The following is a 15573-nucleotide window of genomic DNA, read 5'->3' on the forward strand; positions in this document are numbered from 1 at the left end:
CGGCTGGCAGTGAGCAACAACCTGTAGCTCAGTTCGCGGTACTTTGCTGTCAGCAAACCTAGTAGCTTTAAGCTCCCGGCCAGTAATCCTGCCGTTTTGCGCTTCTGCCAGCGCCTCCAACCCGGCTTCCAGCCCGGTGAAGTCGCGGAGCCTACTTCATATCGCGCAGGATATCCTTGGCATTCAGCACGTGGCTGGCGGCTTCGTTGAGGGAGTTGAACACGTAGCGGACGCGGCCCTCGCCGTCGAGCACGTAGGTGACGCGGCCCGGCAGCAGGCCCAGCACGGCGCGGGGCACGGCGTACTGCTTGCGCAGCTGGCCGCCCGCGTCGCTCAGCAGCGGGAAAGGCAGCTGGTACTTCTGGGTGAATTGCTGGTGCGACTGCTCATCGTCGGAGCTGATGCCGATGACCTCCGCCCCGAGGTCGGTAAAATCCTGGTACTGGTCCCGAAACGAGCAGGCTTCCTTGGTGCAGCCCGAGGAGCCATCCTTCGGATAAAAATACAGCACTACCGGGTGGCCCCGGTGCTCGCTGAGCTTGAAAATGCTGCCCGTCGTGGTGGGCAGGGCAAAATCGGGGGCCAGGTCACCGGTTTGCAGGGCGTGCGTCGCGCCCTTGGCCGCCTTGGTGTTATAGGTCGAAACCGGGCGCAGGCTCACAGTGAGCGCCGGCTGATTGGGCGTGAGCTTGATAGTTTGGTCGCCATAGCCGGCGTAGCCTACCACCAGGGTATTGGAGATTTTGGCGGGCAGGTCGAGCGCGAAGCGGCCGTTGGCATCGGTGCTCACCGTGGTGGCCACGGCCCCTTTTACGGCGAGCGTAGCGCCCGGCAGCGGGCGGCCCAGGGGGTTGAATACGCGGCCCGTGAGGTGATAGCTAGTGGGCGCGGCTGGGGTAGCCGGCGGCAGTTGCATGGCCAGCAGGGGAGCGGCCTGGCTCGGTTTAGAGGGTTGGCCCTGCGCGGCCAGGGTAGCCACGCAGGGCAGCAGCAGCGTAAAGAAATAGCGCATAGAAAGCGCAGGCTTGCCAGCTGGAAGGTGACGCTATTGGCAAGAATGCGGGCGACCTACGTCCGGTCTTCGGCCGCCGGTTTGCTCCTACCCCCCGCAAAGGACCCAACGCTCGCCCAATGAAGCCCCGCGCTGGGCGAATCAAACGAAAATTGATGTGAAAGAAACGGTATTTCAAACAGTTACGAATCGATTGTCCGACTTGGTTGGGTTAGGTCAATCGACAAGACAGCAGGATTTAACCCGAAAAGCTTTAGCCTACTTCAAGTACAGCACCCTAGGCAAGGGAGTGACAGTCAAAGGGGTAAAGGCCGCTGGCTACACTTTTTTAGTCCTCTTCCAGCGCCTCGAACACCGCTTCCAGCTCCGTGAAGTCACGCAGGCCGGGCTTGATTTCGTTGCCTCCTTCCAGGATGAGGCCGGCCGGGCGCACGGCGGCTACCAGGGCTGGCAGCGTGGCCGGGTCAAACGCGCCGCTGAGCCAGAGGGGGGTAGCGGCGGCGGCCGTCCGCATCAGCTGCCGGGTTCTGTCCGTATCAGGTTTCAGCACCTTCGTCAATAACCTAAAGCCCGCGGGCAGTGCGTCACCGAGCCCGGCCGTCAGTTGCTGCCGATACGCGCCATCAAACGTGGAAAACTGCGGGGTTTCGATTAAGGCCGGCACCAAAAGCGGCGTGCGGGCTAGGCCATCCGCTTGCGCGGTAAAACGCAGCAGCACCCGGCTCAGGCCGCACTCGGCCACCAGGCGGTTAATTTCGGCGGCGGGCAGGGAGCCAAATTCGCCAATCAACTCCACGCCGGCCACCCAGCCGGCCAGTTCCCGCACGGTGGCCGCGTCCACGGCGCCTGGCAGGGTAGGGTCGAGGGTGAAAATGAGGCCCTCGGCCCCCATGCCGGCGCAGTAGCGCGCGTCCGACAAATTATTGATGCCGCGCACGAGCACGGGAAGAGTTAAGGACATTTAACAGGTATCAAGTAACAGTTAACAGTCGGGCCGGCGACTTAAAGATGCCGTGCTACCGATTGGTTCGAGCACGCAAAGTTGCGGCCGACTGGTCATTTGGTACTTATTCCGCTCGTCGGGCCGACTGATAATTATTAACTGAAAAGAGTACCTTTGTAAAAGGTGCCAGCCGGAACATTCACTTCCCTGGGTGGCTTGCCTTTCTCATGAACCCTACCCCCACCAAGGGCCGCGTCCTCGTGGCCATGAGCGGCGGCATCGACTCGTCGGTGGCCGCCGTGCTGCTGCACGAAGCCGGCTACGAAGTCGTCGGCATGACGATGAAAACCTGGGACTACGCCACGGCCGGCGGCTCCAAAAAGGAAACCGGCTGCTGCTCGCTGGACTCCATCAACGATGCCCGCGACATTGCCGTGCGCCTGGGCTTCCCGCACTACATCATTGATATCCGGGAAGAATTCGGCGATTTCGTCATTGATAATTTCACCAGCGAGTACCTGGCCGGCCGCACCCCCAACCCCTGCGTGCTCTGCAACACCCACATCAAGTGGGACGCTCTGCTGCGCCGGGCCGACATGCTGGGCTGCGAGTTCATCGCCACCGGCCACTACGCCCAAATCCGCCAGGATGCTGACTCCGGCCGCTTCATTGTGAGCAAAGGGCTAGACGAGAACAAGGACCAAAGCTATGCCCTGTGGGGCGTGAGCCAGGCCAGCCTGAGCCGCACGCTGTTCCCGCTGGGGGCCATGCGCAAAACCGAGATTTACGACGAGGCCCGCCGCCGGGGCTTCACGGCCCTCGTTAACAAGCCTGAGAGCTACGAAATCTGCTTCATCCCCGATAACGACTACCGAGGCTTTCTGCGCCGGCGCGTGCCGGGCCTGGAGGCGCGGGTGGCCGGCGGCCGCTTCGTGGACCGCGACGGCCGCGACCTGGGCGCGCACGAGGGCTACCCCTTCTACACCATCGGGCAGCGCAAGGGGCTGGGCATCGCGCTGGGCTTCCCGGCCTACGTCACGGCCATCCGGCCCGGTACCAACGAAGTGGTGCTGGGTAATTACGACGAGCTGGCTAGCACCCGCACCACCGTGCACAAGCTCAACATGGGCAAACTAGCCAGCCTCGAAGGCCGCGGCCTGGTGCCGGCCGTGGTGAAGGTGCGTTACCACCACGCCGGTTCCCCAGCTTTCCTGGAGCAGGTGGGCGACGACCTCCACATCTACTTCACCGAGCCGGTGCACGCCATCACGCCCGGCCAAGCGGCCGTGTTCTACGACGGCGACGACGTGCTGGGCGGCGGCTGGATTACGCGCCACGTCATCGGCGAGGTACCCGAGCCGGTGAGGGTAGGGGCGGGGGCCAGCGCCGTTTAGCCTGGTTTTTGTTTCTGAAAATTAGTACCTTGCCGGCTGGTAACTCAAGCAGTCGATAAGGTATTTTTTTGCCAATTATTTCTTGTATGAATCTACGTTTTCGTGCTTTTGGCCGAGTTAAGGCAGCTCTCCTATCGCTGGGAGTGGCGGCGCTGGGGTTAGCCGGCTGCCGCCACGACGTGGTAGTAGTGCCCGCCTACCCCGATTATTTCCCGGTAGTAGTGGGCACCTACCGCACCTACGCCGTAGTTGATTCGAGCTGGAAAAACCGGGTGCTGACGGTAGCTGATTATCAGCTGCGCGAGCGCGTGACCGAGCAGTTTGCCGACGCGGCGGGCCAGCCCGCTTACCGCCTCGTGCGCTCGCGGCGCGCCACCGCCACCGACGCCTGGGTGGATGATAGCGTGCTGGTGGCGCAGCCCCTGCCCCGCGCCCTGCTGCTCACGGCCAACAACCTGCGCACCGTGGAGCTGATTTACCCGCCCGTGGCGGGCAAGGGCTGGAATAAAAACGCCTTCGGCGCCTCGCCCGATACCATTATTAACCTCTCCCGCTACTACACCAGCGCCGTGGGCGCGGCTTACACCACCGCCCCCGCCGGCGGCCAGGCGGCCAAAATCTACCCTGCCGCGGTAGTCACCTACGATATTTTCTCGGCCAACGACAACGACGGCCTCCGTCGCCAGAGTGGCTACCAGCAGGTGTACGCCCAGGGGGTAGGCCGCGTATTGCGGCGGCGCTACAGTTATTATTATTTCTACACTAACCCCGACGGTTCGGAGACGAATACGAAGGATAAAGGCATCATCCAAATGGGGGCCTCGCGCCGCGAAACGCTGGTGGAGACCGGGAGTTTTTGAGGGGGTAGGGGGAAATCGGTTGTCCTGGCGAGTGTAGCGCGGCAATTGCACCCAAACGATTTCGTTCTGGGGCGATTGCCGCGCTACACTCGCCAGGACAAACAATTCTACGCGAATAATTAAGCATAAAAATGAAAAATACTTTCTTACTCGCTGCCGCGCTATTGGCTTGCCTGCTGATGGGCCCGCCCGTAGCGCGGGCGCAGGCTACGCCCCCAGCGCCGCCCGTGCAGCGCTACTTCGTTTTTTTCAAGGATAAAGCCGGTACGCCCTACACCGTGGGCCAGCCGGAGGCGTTTTTGTCGGCGCGGGCGCTGGCCCGGCGCACGCGCCAGAACATAGTGGTGCGCCCCCGCGACCTGCCCGTGAGCCCCGCCTACCTGGCCCAGGTGCGCGCCGCGAGCGGCAGTCCGCAGCTCATTTTCACCTCGCGCTGGCTCAACGGCGCCGTGCTGGCCTGCGACTCGCTTACCCTGACGAACGTGCGTCAGCTGCCCGCCGTGGCCAGCACCCAGCTGCTGAGCCGGCGGCCGCCCCAGGCCCCAGCGGCCGCCGGGGGGGTAGCCACCATCGCCCCGCCGCCTACCCCCACCACGCCCCGCGCCACCTACGGCCCGGCCTACGCCCAGAACCAGCTCATCGGGGCCGTGGCCATGCACGAGGCCGGCTACCGCGGCGAAGGCATGCAGATTGCCGTATTCGACGCCGGCTTTCCGGGGGCCGACCGCCTCATGGCCCTGCAAACGATGCAGCAGCAGGGCCGGGTGGCGGGCACCCGCAACTTTGTGAGCGGCGGCCGCAGCGTGTACCTGAGCAACGGCCACGGTACGGCCACGCTGGGCCTCATCGGGGGCGAGCTGCCGGGCTACTACGTGGGCACGGCCCCGCGCGCCACCTTCCACCTCTGTATTACGGAGGACGTGAGCAGCGAGTCGCCGATGGAGGAGGCCAACTGGCTGGCCGCCGCCGAGTACGCCGACTCGGCGGGCGTGGACGTCATCAGCTCGTCGCTGGGCTACACTACCTTCGACGACCCGGCCCTCTCGCACACCTACGCCGACCTGACCGGGCGCACCGCCATTGGCAGCCGCGCCGCCCTGGGTGCGGCCCGCGCCGGGATGATAGTCGTGAACTCGGCCGGCAACGATGGGAATAGTGGCTGGCACTACATCGGCGTGCCCGCCGATGCCGACAGCATTATTACGGTGGGGGCCGTGGACTCCCTGCGCCAGCACGCGGGCTTCAGCTCCTACGGGCCCACGGCCGACGGCCGCCTCAAGCCCACGCTCGCGGCGATGGGCGTGGCCTCGGCCGTGCTCACGCCGGCCGGCACGGTGGTGCGCGGGGCCGGCACCTCCTACGCCTGCCCCGAGCTGGCGGGCCTGGTGGCGGGCTTCTGGCAGGCCAACCCCACGCTCAGCGCCCAGCAGGTTATCGCCGCGCTCGAGCGCGGCGCGTCTCAGGCCCAGGCACCGGACAATACCCTGGGCTACGGCATCGCCAGCTTCGTTACGGCTTACAACCTAGTGCACCCTGGCGCGCCGCTGGCCGCCACGCCGGCCGCCGGCCCGGCGGCGGCCCTCACGATATTTCCCAACCCCAGCCGCCTCGATGAGCTGATGCTGGCCCTACCCCCCGCCCTGCGTGGGCAAGTGCTACGGGTGCGCCTGCTCGACGTGCGCGGGGCCGTGCTCAGCGAGCAGCAGCTGCCCGCCAGCCCCGCCGCCAGCGTATCGCTGCGCTTGTCCGCGCGCCGCCTCGCGCCGGGTGCCTACCTGTGCCAGGTGCAGCCCGTGGGGGGGGGTAGGGCCCAAACCGTACGCTTCGTGCGGGAATGAGGGAGTTGCAGTAAGCTTTAGCTTGCCGGATTAGCCCTCGTGGCTTACTCCCGGCAAGCTAAAGCTCACTGCATACTCGCCCTGGCAAGCTGAAGCTTACCCTGCATTGCTGCTAAATTAACTGGCTTTATTTAGCTAAAAATATTGGCTAATTTGCTAAATTGCCGTACCTTTAGCTCGTCATTCAGACATCCCGAATTATGCTTCAGTTGATGACCACCAAGCGCATTGGGCGCCGCCAGTTTCACTTTACGGTGGAGGGCAAAAACTTTCACGAGGCCGTGGCCGAGTACGACCGCCTGAGCTTTCAGGACGTGGCGGCCTGCGGGCTCTGCGGCTCCGACAACCTGGATTTAACCTCGCGCGTGGCGCAGGGCAAGTTTAGGTATACCAGCGTGAAGTGCCGCGACTGCAAGGGCGACCTGACTTTTGGCAAGCGCGAGGACGACGACCAGACCTACTTCCTGCGCCGCAAGGAAAGCGGCGAGCTGGACTGGCGGCCGTTTGAGCGAAAGGCGGAGTAGTGGGGTAGGGGGCCGGCCGGCGGCTGGCATTTAATTTGCCTTCAGCCCCGCCCTACCCCCTCCGGCTGGCCCGGCTGCGTACTTTTGCCAAAATGAGTTCTTCGATGCCTACCTCTTACTCAGCGGCCGGGACGGCCCGCCACGAACCCTTGCTGGCTCCCTCGCTGCTGGCCAGCGACTTAGCCAATATGCAAGCAACTGCGGAGCTGCTTTCTACGGCCGAGGCCGACTGGCTGCATTTCGACGTGATGGATGGGCGCTTCGTGCCTAACCTTTCTTTCGGCCTGCCCGTGCTGGAAGCCCTGCGCCCCCACGCCCGGCAGCCCATCGACGTGCACCTGATGATTGAGGAGCCCGAGCGCTACGTGGCGGCCTTCCGGGAAGCGGGGGCCACCAACATCACGGTGCACTACGAGGCCTGCCGGCACCTGCACCGGGTGGTGGAGCAGATTCGCAGCCTGGGCTGCACGGCGGGGGTAGCCCTGAACCCGGCTACCCCGGTCACCCTGCTTCAGGATATTATCACGGAGCTGGACGTGGTGCTGGTGATGTCGGTTAACCCCGGTTTTGGGGGGCAGTCGTTCATTCCGCACACGCTGCAAAAGATTGCCGAGCTGAAAGAGCTGCTGGTGGACACCGGCTCGGCGGCCCTCATTGAGGTAGATGGCGGCGTGAGCGAGGCCAACGCCAGCGCGCTGGTGGAGGCCGGGGCCGACGTGCTGGTGGCCGGTAGCTTCGTGTTTAAGTCGCCCGGCGGGCCGGTGGCGGCGCTGGCCGGCCTGCGGGCGCAGCTGCGCGGGCCGGCGCAGGGCCACAAGGCGGGCCAGAAAGCTAAAAAATAGGTGCGCCTGATACGGAGCCTGCCCCTTTGGGAGTTAATACGCTGCGTCACTGGTCGGGTTTGGGGCGTAGCTTTAGCACCAGTTTCTTGCCGTTTTCGCGTTTGAAGTATCTACCCTTACTCCTGCTAGCAAGCTGGCTGGCGGCCGGGCCCGGCTGGGCGCAGCAGGTGCCCGCGCCGGCTGGCCCCACCGCTGACCCGGCTCTGCTCACCGGCCTCGTGCTCGATGCCCAGGGCCAACCCCTGGAGCTGGTTGTCGTCAGCCTGGAGGGCCATCCCGGCGGGGCTACCACCACCGCGCAGGGTAGCTTCACGCTGCGCCTACCCCCCGGTATTCGGCCCGACGCGGCCCTGACGCTCGTGGCCCGCCGCCTGGGCTACCAGGCGTTGCGCCTGGTGGTGCAGCTGCCCGCTGGGCCCCGCCAGCCGCTGCGCCTCACCCTGCAAGCCGACACCCAGGCGGCGCTGGGCGGCGTGACCGTGCGGGGCCGCGCCGCCGGGGCCGACCAGCGCGAGCAGGCCAGTCTCATTCAGCTCGACCCCCAGACGGCCAAGGTTATTCCCTCACCCTTCGGCGATTTCAGCGCCATTCTTAAGACGCTGCCGGGCGTGGTGAGCAATAATGAGCTGACGAGTACCTACAACGTGCGGGGTGGTAATTACAGCGAGAACCTCATCTACGTCAACGGCTTCGAGGTATACCGGCCGTTTCTGGTGACCCAGGCGCAGCAGGAAGGCCTGAGCTTTATCAACCCCGATTTGGTGCAGAAAGTGGCCTTCAGCACCGGCGGCTGGCAGCCCAAGTACGGCGACAAGCTCTCCTCGGTGCTCGACGTGCAGTATAAGGAGCCCGCCAAATTCGCGGCTTCGGCCTCAGCTAGCCTGGTGGGCGGCACGGCCCACGTGGAGGCGCGCTCCGCGAACGAGCGGGTGAGCTACCTGGCCGGCGTGCGCTACAAGAACGCGCAGTACGTCTTCAACGCTCTCAAGCAAAACCAGGGCAACTACAACCCGACCTTCTACGACGGGCAGGCGTACGTGACCATCGGGCTGGGCCGCAAGGGCGGCGACCTGCAGAAAACCAGCCTGGGCCTGCTGGGCGTGGTGGCTCACAACGACTATCGCTTCGTACCGGTGAGCGGGCAGGTCACGTTTTCGACCAATACCAACCAGTTTGCCAGGGTCAATATCTACTACGACGGCCGCGAGCGCCTCCAGTACGATACCTACCAGGCGGGCCTCAACTTGACCCACAACTTCCATCCTGGCCTGCAAATGGAGGTGCTGGCCTCGGCCCTAACGACGCGCGAGTTTGAGTTTCGGGACGTGGAGGCGGCCTACACCTTCGCCGACGTGAACCGCGACCCCACGAGCCCGGATTTCAACCAGGCGGTGCGCCAGCGCGACATTGGCTCCTCGTTCAACCATGCCCGCAACGACCTCACGGCCCATATTTACACGGCGGAGTTGCGCGGCCGCTGGAACCCCGGCGGCGACCCGCTGGGCCGGCACCAGGTGCGCTGGGGCGCGAAAATCGGGCGCGAAAGTATTCACGACCAGCTCGATGAGTATAGCTTCGCCGACTCGGCCGACTACGTGCCCGATTCCCGCCGCACCCGCCTCGCCGCCGACCTGAGCCTGCGCACGACCCGCACCCAGGGCTACGTGCAGCACACCTGGCAGATTGACAGCCTCACGACCCTCACCTACGGCCTGCGCGGCCACTACTGGACGGAGAATAAGCAGTTTGTACTCAGCCCCCGGGCGCAGTTTGCCACCCGCAGCCGCCGCCACCCCGAGCGCGTGTGGAAGGTGGCCACCGGCCTCTACGCCCAGCCGCCCTTCTACCGCGAGCTGCGCGACATGCGCGGCCAGCTCAACCCCGAGCTACGGGCCCAGAAGTCGCTGCACTTCGTGCTGGGCCGCGAAATCCAGGTGCGCCTCATGGACCGGCCCTTCCGGCTCAACACCGAGGCGTACTATAAATACCTTACCGACGTGGTGCCCTACGAGGTGGATAACGTGCGCCTGCGCTACTACGCCACCAACAGTGACAAAGCCTACGCCGCCGGCTTCGAGACGCGCCTGAGCGGTGAGTTTGTGAAGGGCGTGGAGTCCTGGCTGAGCCTGGCCCTGCTCACCACCCAGGAAAAGGGCGACACCACCGCTACCTACGATGCTAATGGCAAGCGCACCGGCTACCAGACGCTGGGCTACGTGCGCCGCCCGCAGGACCAGCGCCTGACGGCCAGTATTTTCTTCCAGGACCACCTGCCCGACAACCCTTCCGTGCGCGGCTACGTGAACCTGGTGTTCGGCACCGGCCTGCCCTTCAGCCCGCCCGGCCGGCCTCAGGACCGCGGTGCCAATGCGCTCACCCCGTCCTACCAGCGCGTGGATATCGGCTTTTCGAAGGTCGTGAGCCTGCGCGCTACCCCCACGCCGGCGCGCTACTCGCTCGAAAGCCTGTGGCTGAGCTTGGAGATTCTTAACATCCTGGGGGCCAATAACGTGGCCAGCTACAGCTACCTGCAGGACGTGAACGCCCGCACCTACGCCGTGCCCAGCTACCTCTCACAGCGCGTGGTGAATCTGCGGGCCATGGCCCGGTTTTGAGGGGGTAGGGGATAAGGCCTGATTTGGTTAGCTAAAAATTTTAGCTTTTGCCCAGCCGTTGGTATCTTTGTTTACCTCGCGTTTGGTAAGTCCCCCAGCCCAACGGCTCCTCTGTAAAAAGAGAAGCCCTGACTGCGGAAACAGTGCAGGGCTTCGAGAAGTGTGGGGGTAATGAAGCTACCCTTTCAACTTCTGAGCAGATGAAAAAGGACAGCGCGAAGTCGGAGTTTGAACTAGCATTCAGGCTCCGCATGTCCAATAAGCTGGTTCGCTGGCTGATTGGTATCGTAGCGAGTGGTACTGCCGCCACGGCGGTAGCCCACTGGCTGCACTAAGTGGCAACGGCCGCGCCGCGAGGGGCGGCCGTTGTTTTTTATATTTTTTGAAGCCCGACCTATTGCCCGGCTCGGCAAATATACGTAGTAACGCACGCTTTTGATTCGCAACGGCTTATTTACGGTGCAGGGCGGCCGTTATCCCCGTCGGCCCCTTTTTTGCGCATGAAACGCTTGCTGCTGCTCCACGGCTATACTGAGGAGCCGACCATTTTTGACCCCCTGCGGCCGCTGCTACCCCCCTTTGCCGAGGTCATCGTGCCGGACCTGGCCGCCGAGCTGGCCTGCTGGCAGCCGCGCGGGCGGGTCAACGCGCGCACGCTGGCCGGGCACCTGGCCGCGCGCTACCACCTCGGGCCCGCCGATGTGCTCATCGGCCACTCGATGGGCGGCTGGTTGGCGGCGCACGTGAAAGAGCTGACCGGGAGCACGGCTATTTTGCTGAGTGGTTTCACCGACCAGACCAAAATACGGGCGGCCGTGCGCACGCCCTGGCTGCTGGCGCTGGCCGCCCGCTCGGGCCTGCTGCAAAGCCGCCTGGCCGGCTGGCACTCGCGGCGGCGCTACCCCTTCGACGAGTCGCGGGCGCTGCACGCGCAGCTGGTGCACCGGATGCCGCACTTGGGCCGCCGCTACGTGCACCAGCAATTGCAAGTGCTGTTCGGGCCGGTGCCGCCGCTCACCACCGCGCCCGACCTGCGCCTGCACGCCCGGCGCGACCACATCGTGCGCTCACCCGACGAGCCCTTCGTGGAGCTGCCCGGCGACCATTTCGCCCACTACTTCTACCCGGAGCTAACGGCCGCCGCCATCCAGAATTTCTTGATACAAAGGGACGCAGTAAGCTAAAGGAGCTTGCGGCGTTCAGGGAGGCAGAGGGGGTAGGGCCTCCTGGCGCAGCAGGTGCCGGGGGCTAGCATCGCGCGTCCGTAGCCAGGGCCGGGCTTAGCGGCCCGACGCGAGGGCCGCGAGGAAGTCGGGTAGGGGGTGAGGGTAGCCGGGTGGGTGGTTTTTGCGTAGGGAACTTTGGATTTCGGCCTCTCTGCCTACCTTTGCCCCACGATGACCCCCGTTTGCTGCCGCACGTCTGCCCTTAGCTCCGCACTTGCAGCTCCCGTTAGGGGGCTGGCGACGGTTTGGCGGGCTACGCAGCCCGCTGGTGCCGCGCCCCAGCATCACCATCACCATCTCTAGGAGACCGGGCAACCGGGCTGGCCGCTACGCTGTAGCCTACGGTGCCAGCCGCTCGCGTCTCCGCCGCCGCCCCGCCCTTGGGCCGGGAATAACTTTTTCTTCGTTTGGGTATTTACGGAGGAGTTTCCGGCTGGCCAGGCGCTACCGGGGCTTCGTCCAGTTTGGCCGTTCGGCTCCTATCGGGTCGTCGGCGCTCTTTTTCTCATGCTGCGTTTAGCCATTCAAAAGTCCGGCCGCTTGTCGGAGGACTCCCTTCAGCTCATCCGCGAGTGCGGCATTAGCTTCGTCTCGTCCTCTTATAAGCTCAAGGTGGAGGCCAGCAATTTCCCGCTGGAAATCCTCTACCTGCGCGACGACGATATTCCCGGCTACGTGCAGGACGGCGTGGCCGACCTCGGCATTGTGGGCCAGAACGTGCTGGTGGAAGCCGGTTGCGCCGCCCTCGAAGTCGAAGCCCTGGGCTTCAGCAAGTGCCGCCTGAGCTTGGCCGTGCCCCGCGGGGCCGACTACAACTCGGTGGCCGACCTGCAGGGCAAGCGCATTGCCACGTCTTACCCCAAACTACTCGGCGACTACTTGGCTGGCCAGGGCGTGCAGGCCCACCTGCACACCATTAGCGGCTCGGTGGAGATTGCGCCCAGCATCGGGCTGGCCGAGGCCATCTGCGACATCGTGAGCAGCGGCTCGACCCTGCTCGGCAACGGCTTGCGCGAGGTCGAAACCATCTTCCGCTCGGAGGCCGTGCTCATCGCCGCCCCCAGCCTGAGCCCCGAAAAGCAGGAATTGCTCGACCAGCTGCGCTTCCGAATGCAAGCCGTGCGCCGCGCCCAGCGCTCGAAGTACATCGTGCTAAACGCTCCCGTGGCGGCCCTCGACGCGGTGAAGGCGCTGCTGCCGGGCATCAAGTCGCCCACCGTCACGCCCCTGGCCGAAGAAGGCTGGGTATCGGTGCAGTCGGTGGTGGAGGAGGATAAGTTCTGGCACATCGCCGGCGAGCTGCAAGCCATCGGGGCCGAAGGCATTTTGGTGCTGCCCATCGAGAAGCGGGTAGGGTAGGTATTTAAAAAAAACGTCATGCTAGGCTTGTCGAAGTATCTCTACCGCATAACTAACCTCAATCGTTGGGTTTACTTACGCGGTAGAGATGCTTCGACAAGCTCAGCATGACAAACGAATTTTGCCATGCAGATTTTCCACAACCCCGCCCGCGCCCAGTGGCCGGCGCTCCAGCAGCGCCCGCTGGCCGGTAGCAATGACGCCATCCTGGCCCGCGCCGGCGAGATTTTCGACGACGTGGCCCGGCGCGGTGACGACGCCCTGCGCGACTACGCCGCCCAGCTGGATGGCGTGCCCGCGCTGGTCGACTTGCGCGTGAGTGCCGGGGAGCTGGCCGCCGGGGCCGCCCAGGTGCCCGCCGAGTTGCAAGCGGCTATTCGGCAGGCAATTAAGAATATCACCACGTTCCACGCCGCCCAGCAGCCGCCGGCCGTGGAGGCCGAGGTCGAAACCATGCCCGGCGTGCGCTGCTGGCGCCGCAGCGTGGCCGTGCCGCGGGTGGGCCTCTACGTGCCGGGTGGCTCGGCCCCGCTGTTCTCCACCTTATTAATGCTGGGCATCCCGGCTAAGCTGGCGGGCTGCCGCGAGATTGTGCTCTGCACGCCGCCCGGCCGGGGCGACGGCCGCATTGCGCCGGCTATCCTCTTTGCTGCCCAGGAGCTGGGACTGACGACTATTGTTAAAGCCGGCGGGGCGCAGGCTGTGGCCGCGCTCACCGTGGGCACCGCCTCGGTGCCGGCCGTGGACAAGATTTTCGGTCCCGGCAACCGCTACGTAACTGCCGCCAAGCAGCTGGCCGCCCAGCGGGGGGTAGCGATTGATATGCCTGCCGGCCCGAGCGAAGTATTGGTCATCGCCGATGCCAGCGCCAACCCCGCTTTCGTGGCGGCCGACCTGCTCTCGCAGGCTGAGCACGGCCCCGACTCGCAGGTAATCCTGCTCACCGATTCGGAGGTCTTATTAAACGGAGTGGTCACGGAGCTGGAGCGCCAGCTGCCGCTGCTGCCCCGCGCCGAAATCGCCCGCCAGGCCCTCACCGAAAGCCGCGGCCTGCTGCTGCCCGATATGGCTACCATGCTGGAATTCAGCAACGAGTACGCTCCCGAGCACCTTATCCTGGCTGTGGCCGCCCCCGAGGAACTGGCCGCCGCTATCTACAACGCGGGCTCCGTATTCATGGGCCACCTTACGCCCGAGGCGGTGGGTGATTACGCCTCCGGCACCAACCATACGCTGCCGACGGGCGGCTACGCCCGCGCCTACAGCGGCGTGTCGCTCGATTCGTTCTACAAGAAAATCACCTTCCAGCAACTCGCGCCCGCCGGTCTGCTCGCCCTGGCCCCGGTAGTAGAGCCCATGGCCCAGGCCGAAGGCCTGCACGCCCACGCCCACGCCGTAGCCCTGCGCCGCGAAGCCTTGAGTCAGATGTAAAACGGAGTGGCACTCCGTTTCCGCGTGCCTTAGCTCGTTCAATGACAAACGGAGTACCACTCCGTTTTACAGCCTAAGAAAAAATGTCCTTCATCCTAGAATTCCTTATTCGCCCCAACATCCGGGCCATGAAGCCCTATTCGTCGGCCCGCGACGAGTTCACGGGCGAGGCCCAGGTGATGCTCGATGCCAACGAGAACAGCCTCGGGAGCGCTGGCCCCGCGCAGTTTAACCGCTACCCCGACCCGCAGCAGCGCGCCGTTAAAGTCGAGTTGTCCCAGCTGAAAGTGGTAGAGCCGGCCCAGATTTTTCTGGGCAACGGCTCCGACGAGGCCATTGACCTGCTGGTGCGTCTTACCTGCACGCCCGGCGGCGCGGATAGCATTTTGCTGCTACCCCCCACCTACGGCATGTACGAGGTAGCTGCCAACCTCAACGACGTGCGCATCGAGCGCCGGCCGCTCACGGCCGATTTCCAGCTCTCACCCGAAATCGTAGCCGACGTGCTGGCCTCCCCGGCCAAGCTGGTGTTCCTGTGCTCGCCCAATAATCCCACCGGCAACTTGCTCCACGCCGAGGCCATCGAGGAAATCCTGCGCGGCTTCCCTGGCCTGGTGGTGGTAGATGAGGCGTACGCCGACTTCGCTGCCGCCCCCAGCTGGACGACCCGCCTGGCTGAATTCCCCAATTTGGTAGTGCTCCAGACGTTCTCCAAGGCCTGGGGCTTGGCCGGCCTGCGTCTGGGCATGGCTTTCGCCTCGCCCGAAATTATCAGCTACCTCAACAAAATCAAGCCCCCTTATAATATCTCGGAGGCCACCCAGCAGCACGCGCTGGCCGCCCTGGCGGCGGCCCCGCACTTCGAGCAGCTGCGCCAGCAGCTGCTCACCGGCCGCGACTGGCTGGCCGAGCACCTGCCTGCGCTGCCCCTCGTGGCTGAGGTGTTTCCTTCAGATGCCAACTTCCTGCTGGTCCGCTTCTACCCCGACGCCACCGCCGTGTACGAGTACCTGCTGAGCCGCGGCATCGTGGTGCGCAACCGCACCACCCAGCCCGGCTGCGCCGGCACGCTGCGCCTCACGGTGGGCTCGCCGGCGGAGAATGAAAAGCTGCTGGCGGCGCTGGGGGAGTTCAAACTGGCTAACTAAGCAGAAAAATGAGTTTTCGTAGCGAGCTGGTTGGCGATGGTATTGTGCAGAAGTTAGAAGTGGATTTCAAGACTAAACAGACCACTATTTCGCTAGAGCGTTGGGCAGGAGAAATACTGGAACAGATTGCCGTTCTATTTACTGGAGTTGAGCTACAGGATTTCAAGGAGTTCGGTACATTCAATTTGCTCCACGATATTGAAGAGGCAACAGACGCGACAGAATTTTGGCAATGATACGGCGAGTGGTTGGAGCGTCGAAAAAATTATATATCAGTTGGCGTTCTGGAAAGTATTGCGGCTGATGCATCATTTCGCTATTTCTCAATTGAAGCTGGTTGGGGGTTTGATGGCTTTATTATTTGTAAAGACCTTGTGATTT

Annotated in this window: 14 protein-coding genes; 12 read left to right on the top strand and 2 right to left on the bottom strand. The window is 64.2% G+C overall.

All coding sequences use genetic code 11. The features are described 5' to 3' along the window. Nucleotides 1-151: 151 nt before the first annotated feature. Together LC531_RS07575 and LC531_RS07580 are read right to left on the bottom strand one after the other, a co-directional pair. Nucleotides 152-1012, bottom strand: coding sequence for a redoxin domain-containing protein (locus tag LC531_RS07575; RefSeq protein ID WP_223649706.1), 861 nt, complete (start codon nt 1010-1012; stop codon nt 152-154). 328 nt (nt 1013-1340) lie between these two features. After that, entirely contained in the window at nt 1341-1973 is a 633-nt protein-coding gene (locus tag LC531_RS07580; protein WP_223649707.1) for a beta/alpha barrel domain-containing protein, read from the bottom strand. Between the two features lie 209 nt (nt 1974-2182). On the opposite strand from LC531_RS07580, the gene mnmA reads away from it, so the two are divergent. From mnmA to LC531_RS07635, 12 genes are all read left to right on the top strand, one after another. Continuing rightward, nucleotides 2183-3349, top strand: coding sequence for a tRNA 2-thiouridine(34) synthase MnmA (gene mnmA / locus LC531_RS07585; protein ID WP_223649708.1), 1167 nt, complete (start codon nt 2183-2185; stop codon nt 3347-3349). An 86-nt stretch (nt 3350-3435) separates the two neighbouring features. After that, on the top strand, nt 3436-4209 hold the full coding sequence (locus LC531_RS07590; RefSeq protein WP_223649709.1) for a hypothetical protein: 774 nt from the start codon (nt 3436-3438) through the stop codon (nt 4207-4209). A gap of 131 nt (nt 4210-4340) precedes the next feature. After that, nucleotides 4341-6047: a S8 family serine peptidase gene (locus LC531_RS07595; RefSeq protein WP_223649710.1), complete on the top strand. Its 1707-nt coding sequence runs from the start codon at nt 4341-4343 to the stop codon at nt 6045-6047. A 200-nt stretch (nt 6048-6247) separates the two neighbouring features. Continuing rightward, on the top strand, nt 6248-6571 hold the full coding sequence (locus LC531_RS07600; protein WP_223649711.1) for a hypothetical protein: 324 nt from the start codon (nt 6248-6250) through the stop codon (nt 6569-6571). Nucleotides 6572-6663: 92 nt separating this feature from the next. Continuing rightward, nucleotides 6664-7413, top strand: a complete 750-nt coding sequence (gene rpe / locus LC531_RS07605; RefSeq protein ID WP_223649712.1) for a ribulose-phosphate 3-epimerase — start codon at nt 6664-6666, stop codon at nt 7411-7413. A gap of 101 nt (nt 7414-7514) precedes the next feature. Beyond that, the gene (locus LC531_RS07610) at nt 7515-10028 is read left to right on the top strand and encodes a TonB-dependent receptor (protein ID WP_223649713.1); all 2514 of its coding nucleotides are present in this window, start codon (nt 7515-7517) and stop codon (nt 10026-10028) included. A gap of 200 nt (nt 10029-10228) precedes the next feature. Beyond that, nucleotides 10229-10363, top strand: a complete 135-nt coding sequence (locus LC531_RS22655; RefSeq protein ID WP_262903267.1) for a hypothetical protein — start codon at nt 10229-10231, stop codon at nt 10361-10363. 165 nt (nt 10364-10528) lie between these two features. Then, complete coding sequence (locus LC531_RS07615; RefSeq protein ID WP_223649714.1) at nt 10529-11212, top strand: alpha/beta fold hydrolase; 684 nt, start codon at nt 10529-10531, stop codon at nt 11210-11212. Between the two features lie 549 nt (nt 11213-11761). Further along, nucleotides 11762-12613, top strand: a complete 852-nt coding sequence (gene hisG / locus LC531_RS07620; RefSeq protein WP_223649715.1) for an ATP phosphoribosyltransferase — start codon at nt 11762-11764, stop codon at nt 12611-12613. Nucleotides 12614-12739: 126 nt separating this feature from the next. Then, a complete protein-coding gene (gene hisD / locus LC531_RS07625) occupies nt 12740-14044 on the top strand; it encodes a histidinol dehydrogenase (protein WP_223649716.1) in 1305 nt (434 codons plus the stop codon). An 83-nt stretch (nt 14045-14127) separates the two neighbouring features. Further along, nucleotides 14128-15192: a histidinol-phosphate transaminase gene (gene hisC / locus LC531_RS07630; protein ID WP_223649717.1), complete on the top strand. Its 1065-nt coding sequence runs from the start codon at nt 14128-14130 to the stop codon at nt 15190-15192. An 8-nt stretch (nt 15193-15200) separates the two neighbouring features. Then, the gene (locus LC531_RS07635) at nt 15201-15428 is read left to right on the top strand and encodes a hypothetical protein (protein ID WP_223649718.1); all 228 of its coding nucleotides are present in this window, start codon (nt 15201-15203) and stop codon (nt 15426-15428) included. The last annotated feature ends 145 nt before the right edge of the window (nt 15429-15573 follow it).

This window comes from Hymenobacter psoromatis (genome assembly GCF_020012125.1).
In the GTDB taxonomy this organism is placed as follows: domain Bacteria; phylum Bacteroidota; class Bacteroidia; order Cytophagales; family Hymenobacteraceae; genus Hymenobacter; species Hymenobacter psoromatis.

Coding starts and splice junctions, on each gene's coding strand:
- LC531_RS07635 (WP_223649718.1), top strand. CDS start 15,201: ATGAGTTTTCGTAGCGAGCTGGTTGGCGATGGTATTGTGCAGAAGTTA.
- LC531_RS07615 (WP_223649714.1), top strand. CDS start 10,529: ATGAAACGCTTGCTGCTGCTCCACGGCTATACTGAGGAGCCGACCATT.
- LC531_RS07580 (WP_223649707.1), bottom strand. CDS start 1,973: ATGTCCTTAACTCTTCCCGTGCTCGTGCGCGGCATCAATAATTTGTCG.
- hisG (WP_223649715.1), top strand. CDS start 11,762: ATGCTGCGTTTAGCCATTCAAAAGTCCGGCCGCTTGTCGGAGGACTCC.
- LC531_RS07590 (WP_223649709.1), top strand. CDS start 3,436: ATGAATCTACGTTTTCGTGCTTTTGGCCGAGTTAAGGCAGCTCTCCTA.
- LC531_RS22655 (WP_262903267.1), top strand. CDS start 10,229: ATGAAAAAGGACAGCGCGAAGTCGGAGTTTGAACTAGCATTCAGGCTC.
- hisC (WP_223649717.1), top strand. CDS start 14,128: ATGTCCTTCATCCTAGAATTCCTTATTCGCCCCAACATCCGGGCCATG.
- LC531_RS07595 (WP_223649710.1), top strand. CDS start 4,341: ATGAAAAATACTTTCTTACTCGCTGCCGCGCTATTGGCTTGCCTGCTG.
- hisD (WP_223649716.1), top strand. CDS start 12,740: ATGCAGATTTTCCACAACCCCGCCCGCGCCCAGTGGCCGGCGCTCCAG.
- rpe (WP_223649712.1), top strand. CDS start 6,664: ATGAGTTCTTCGATGCCTACCTCTTACTCAGCGGCCGGGACGGCCCGC.
- LC531_RS07600 (WP_223649711.1), top strand. CDS start 6,248: ATGCTTCAGTTGATGACCACCAAGCGCATTGGGCGCCGCCAGTTTCAC.
- mnmA (WP_223649708.1), top strand. CDS start 2,183: ATGAACCCTACCCCCACCAAGGGCCGCGTCCTCGTGGCCATGAGCGGC.
- LC531_RS07575 (WP_223649706.1), bottom strand. CDS start 1,012: ATGCGCTATTTCTTTACGCTGCTGCTGCCCTGCGTGGCTACCCTGGCC.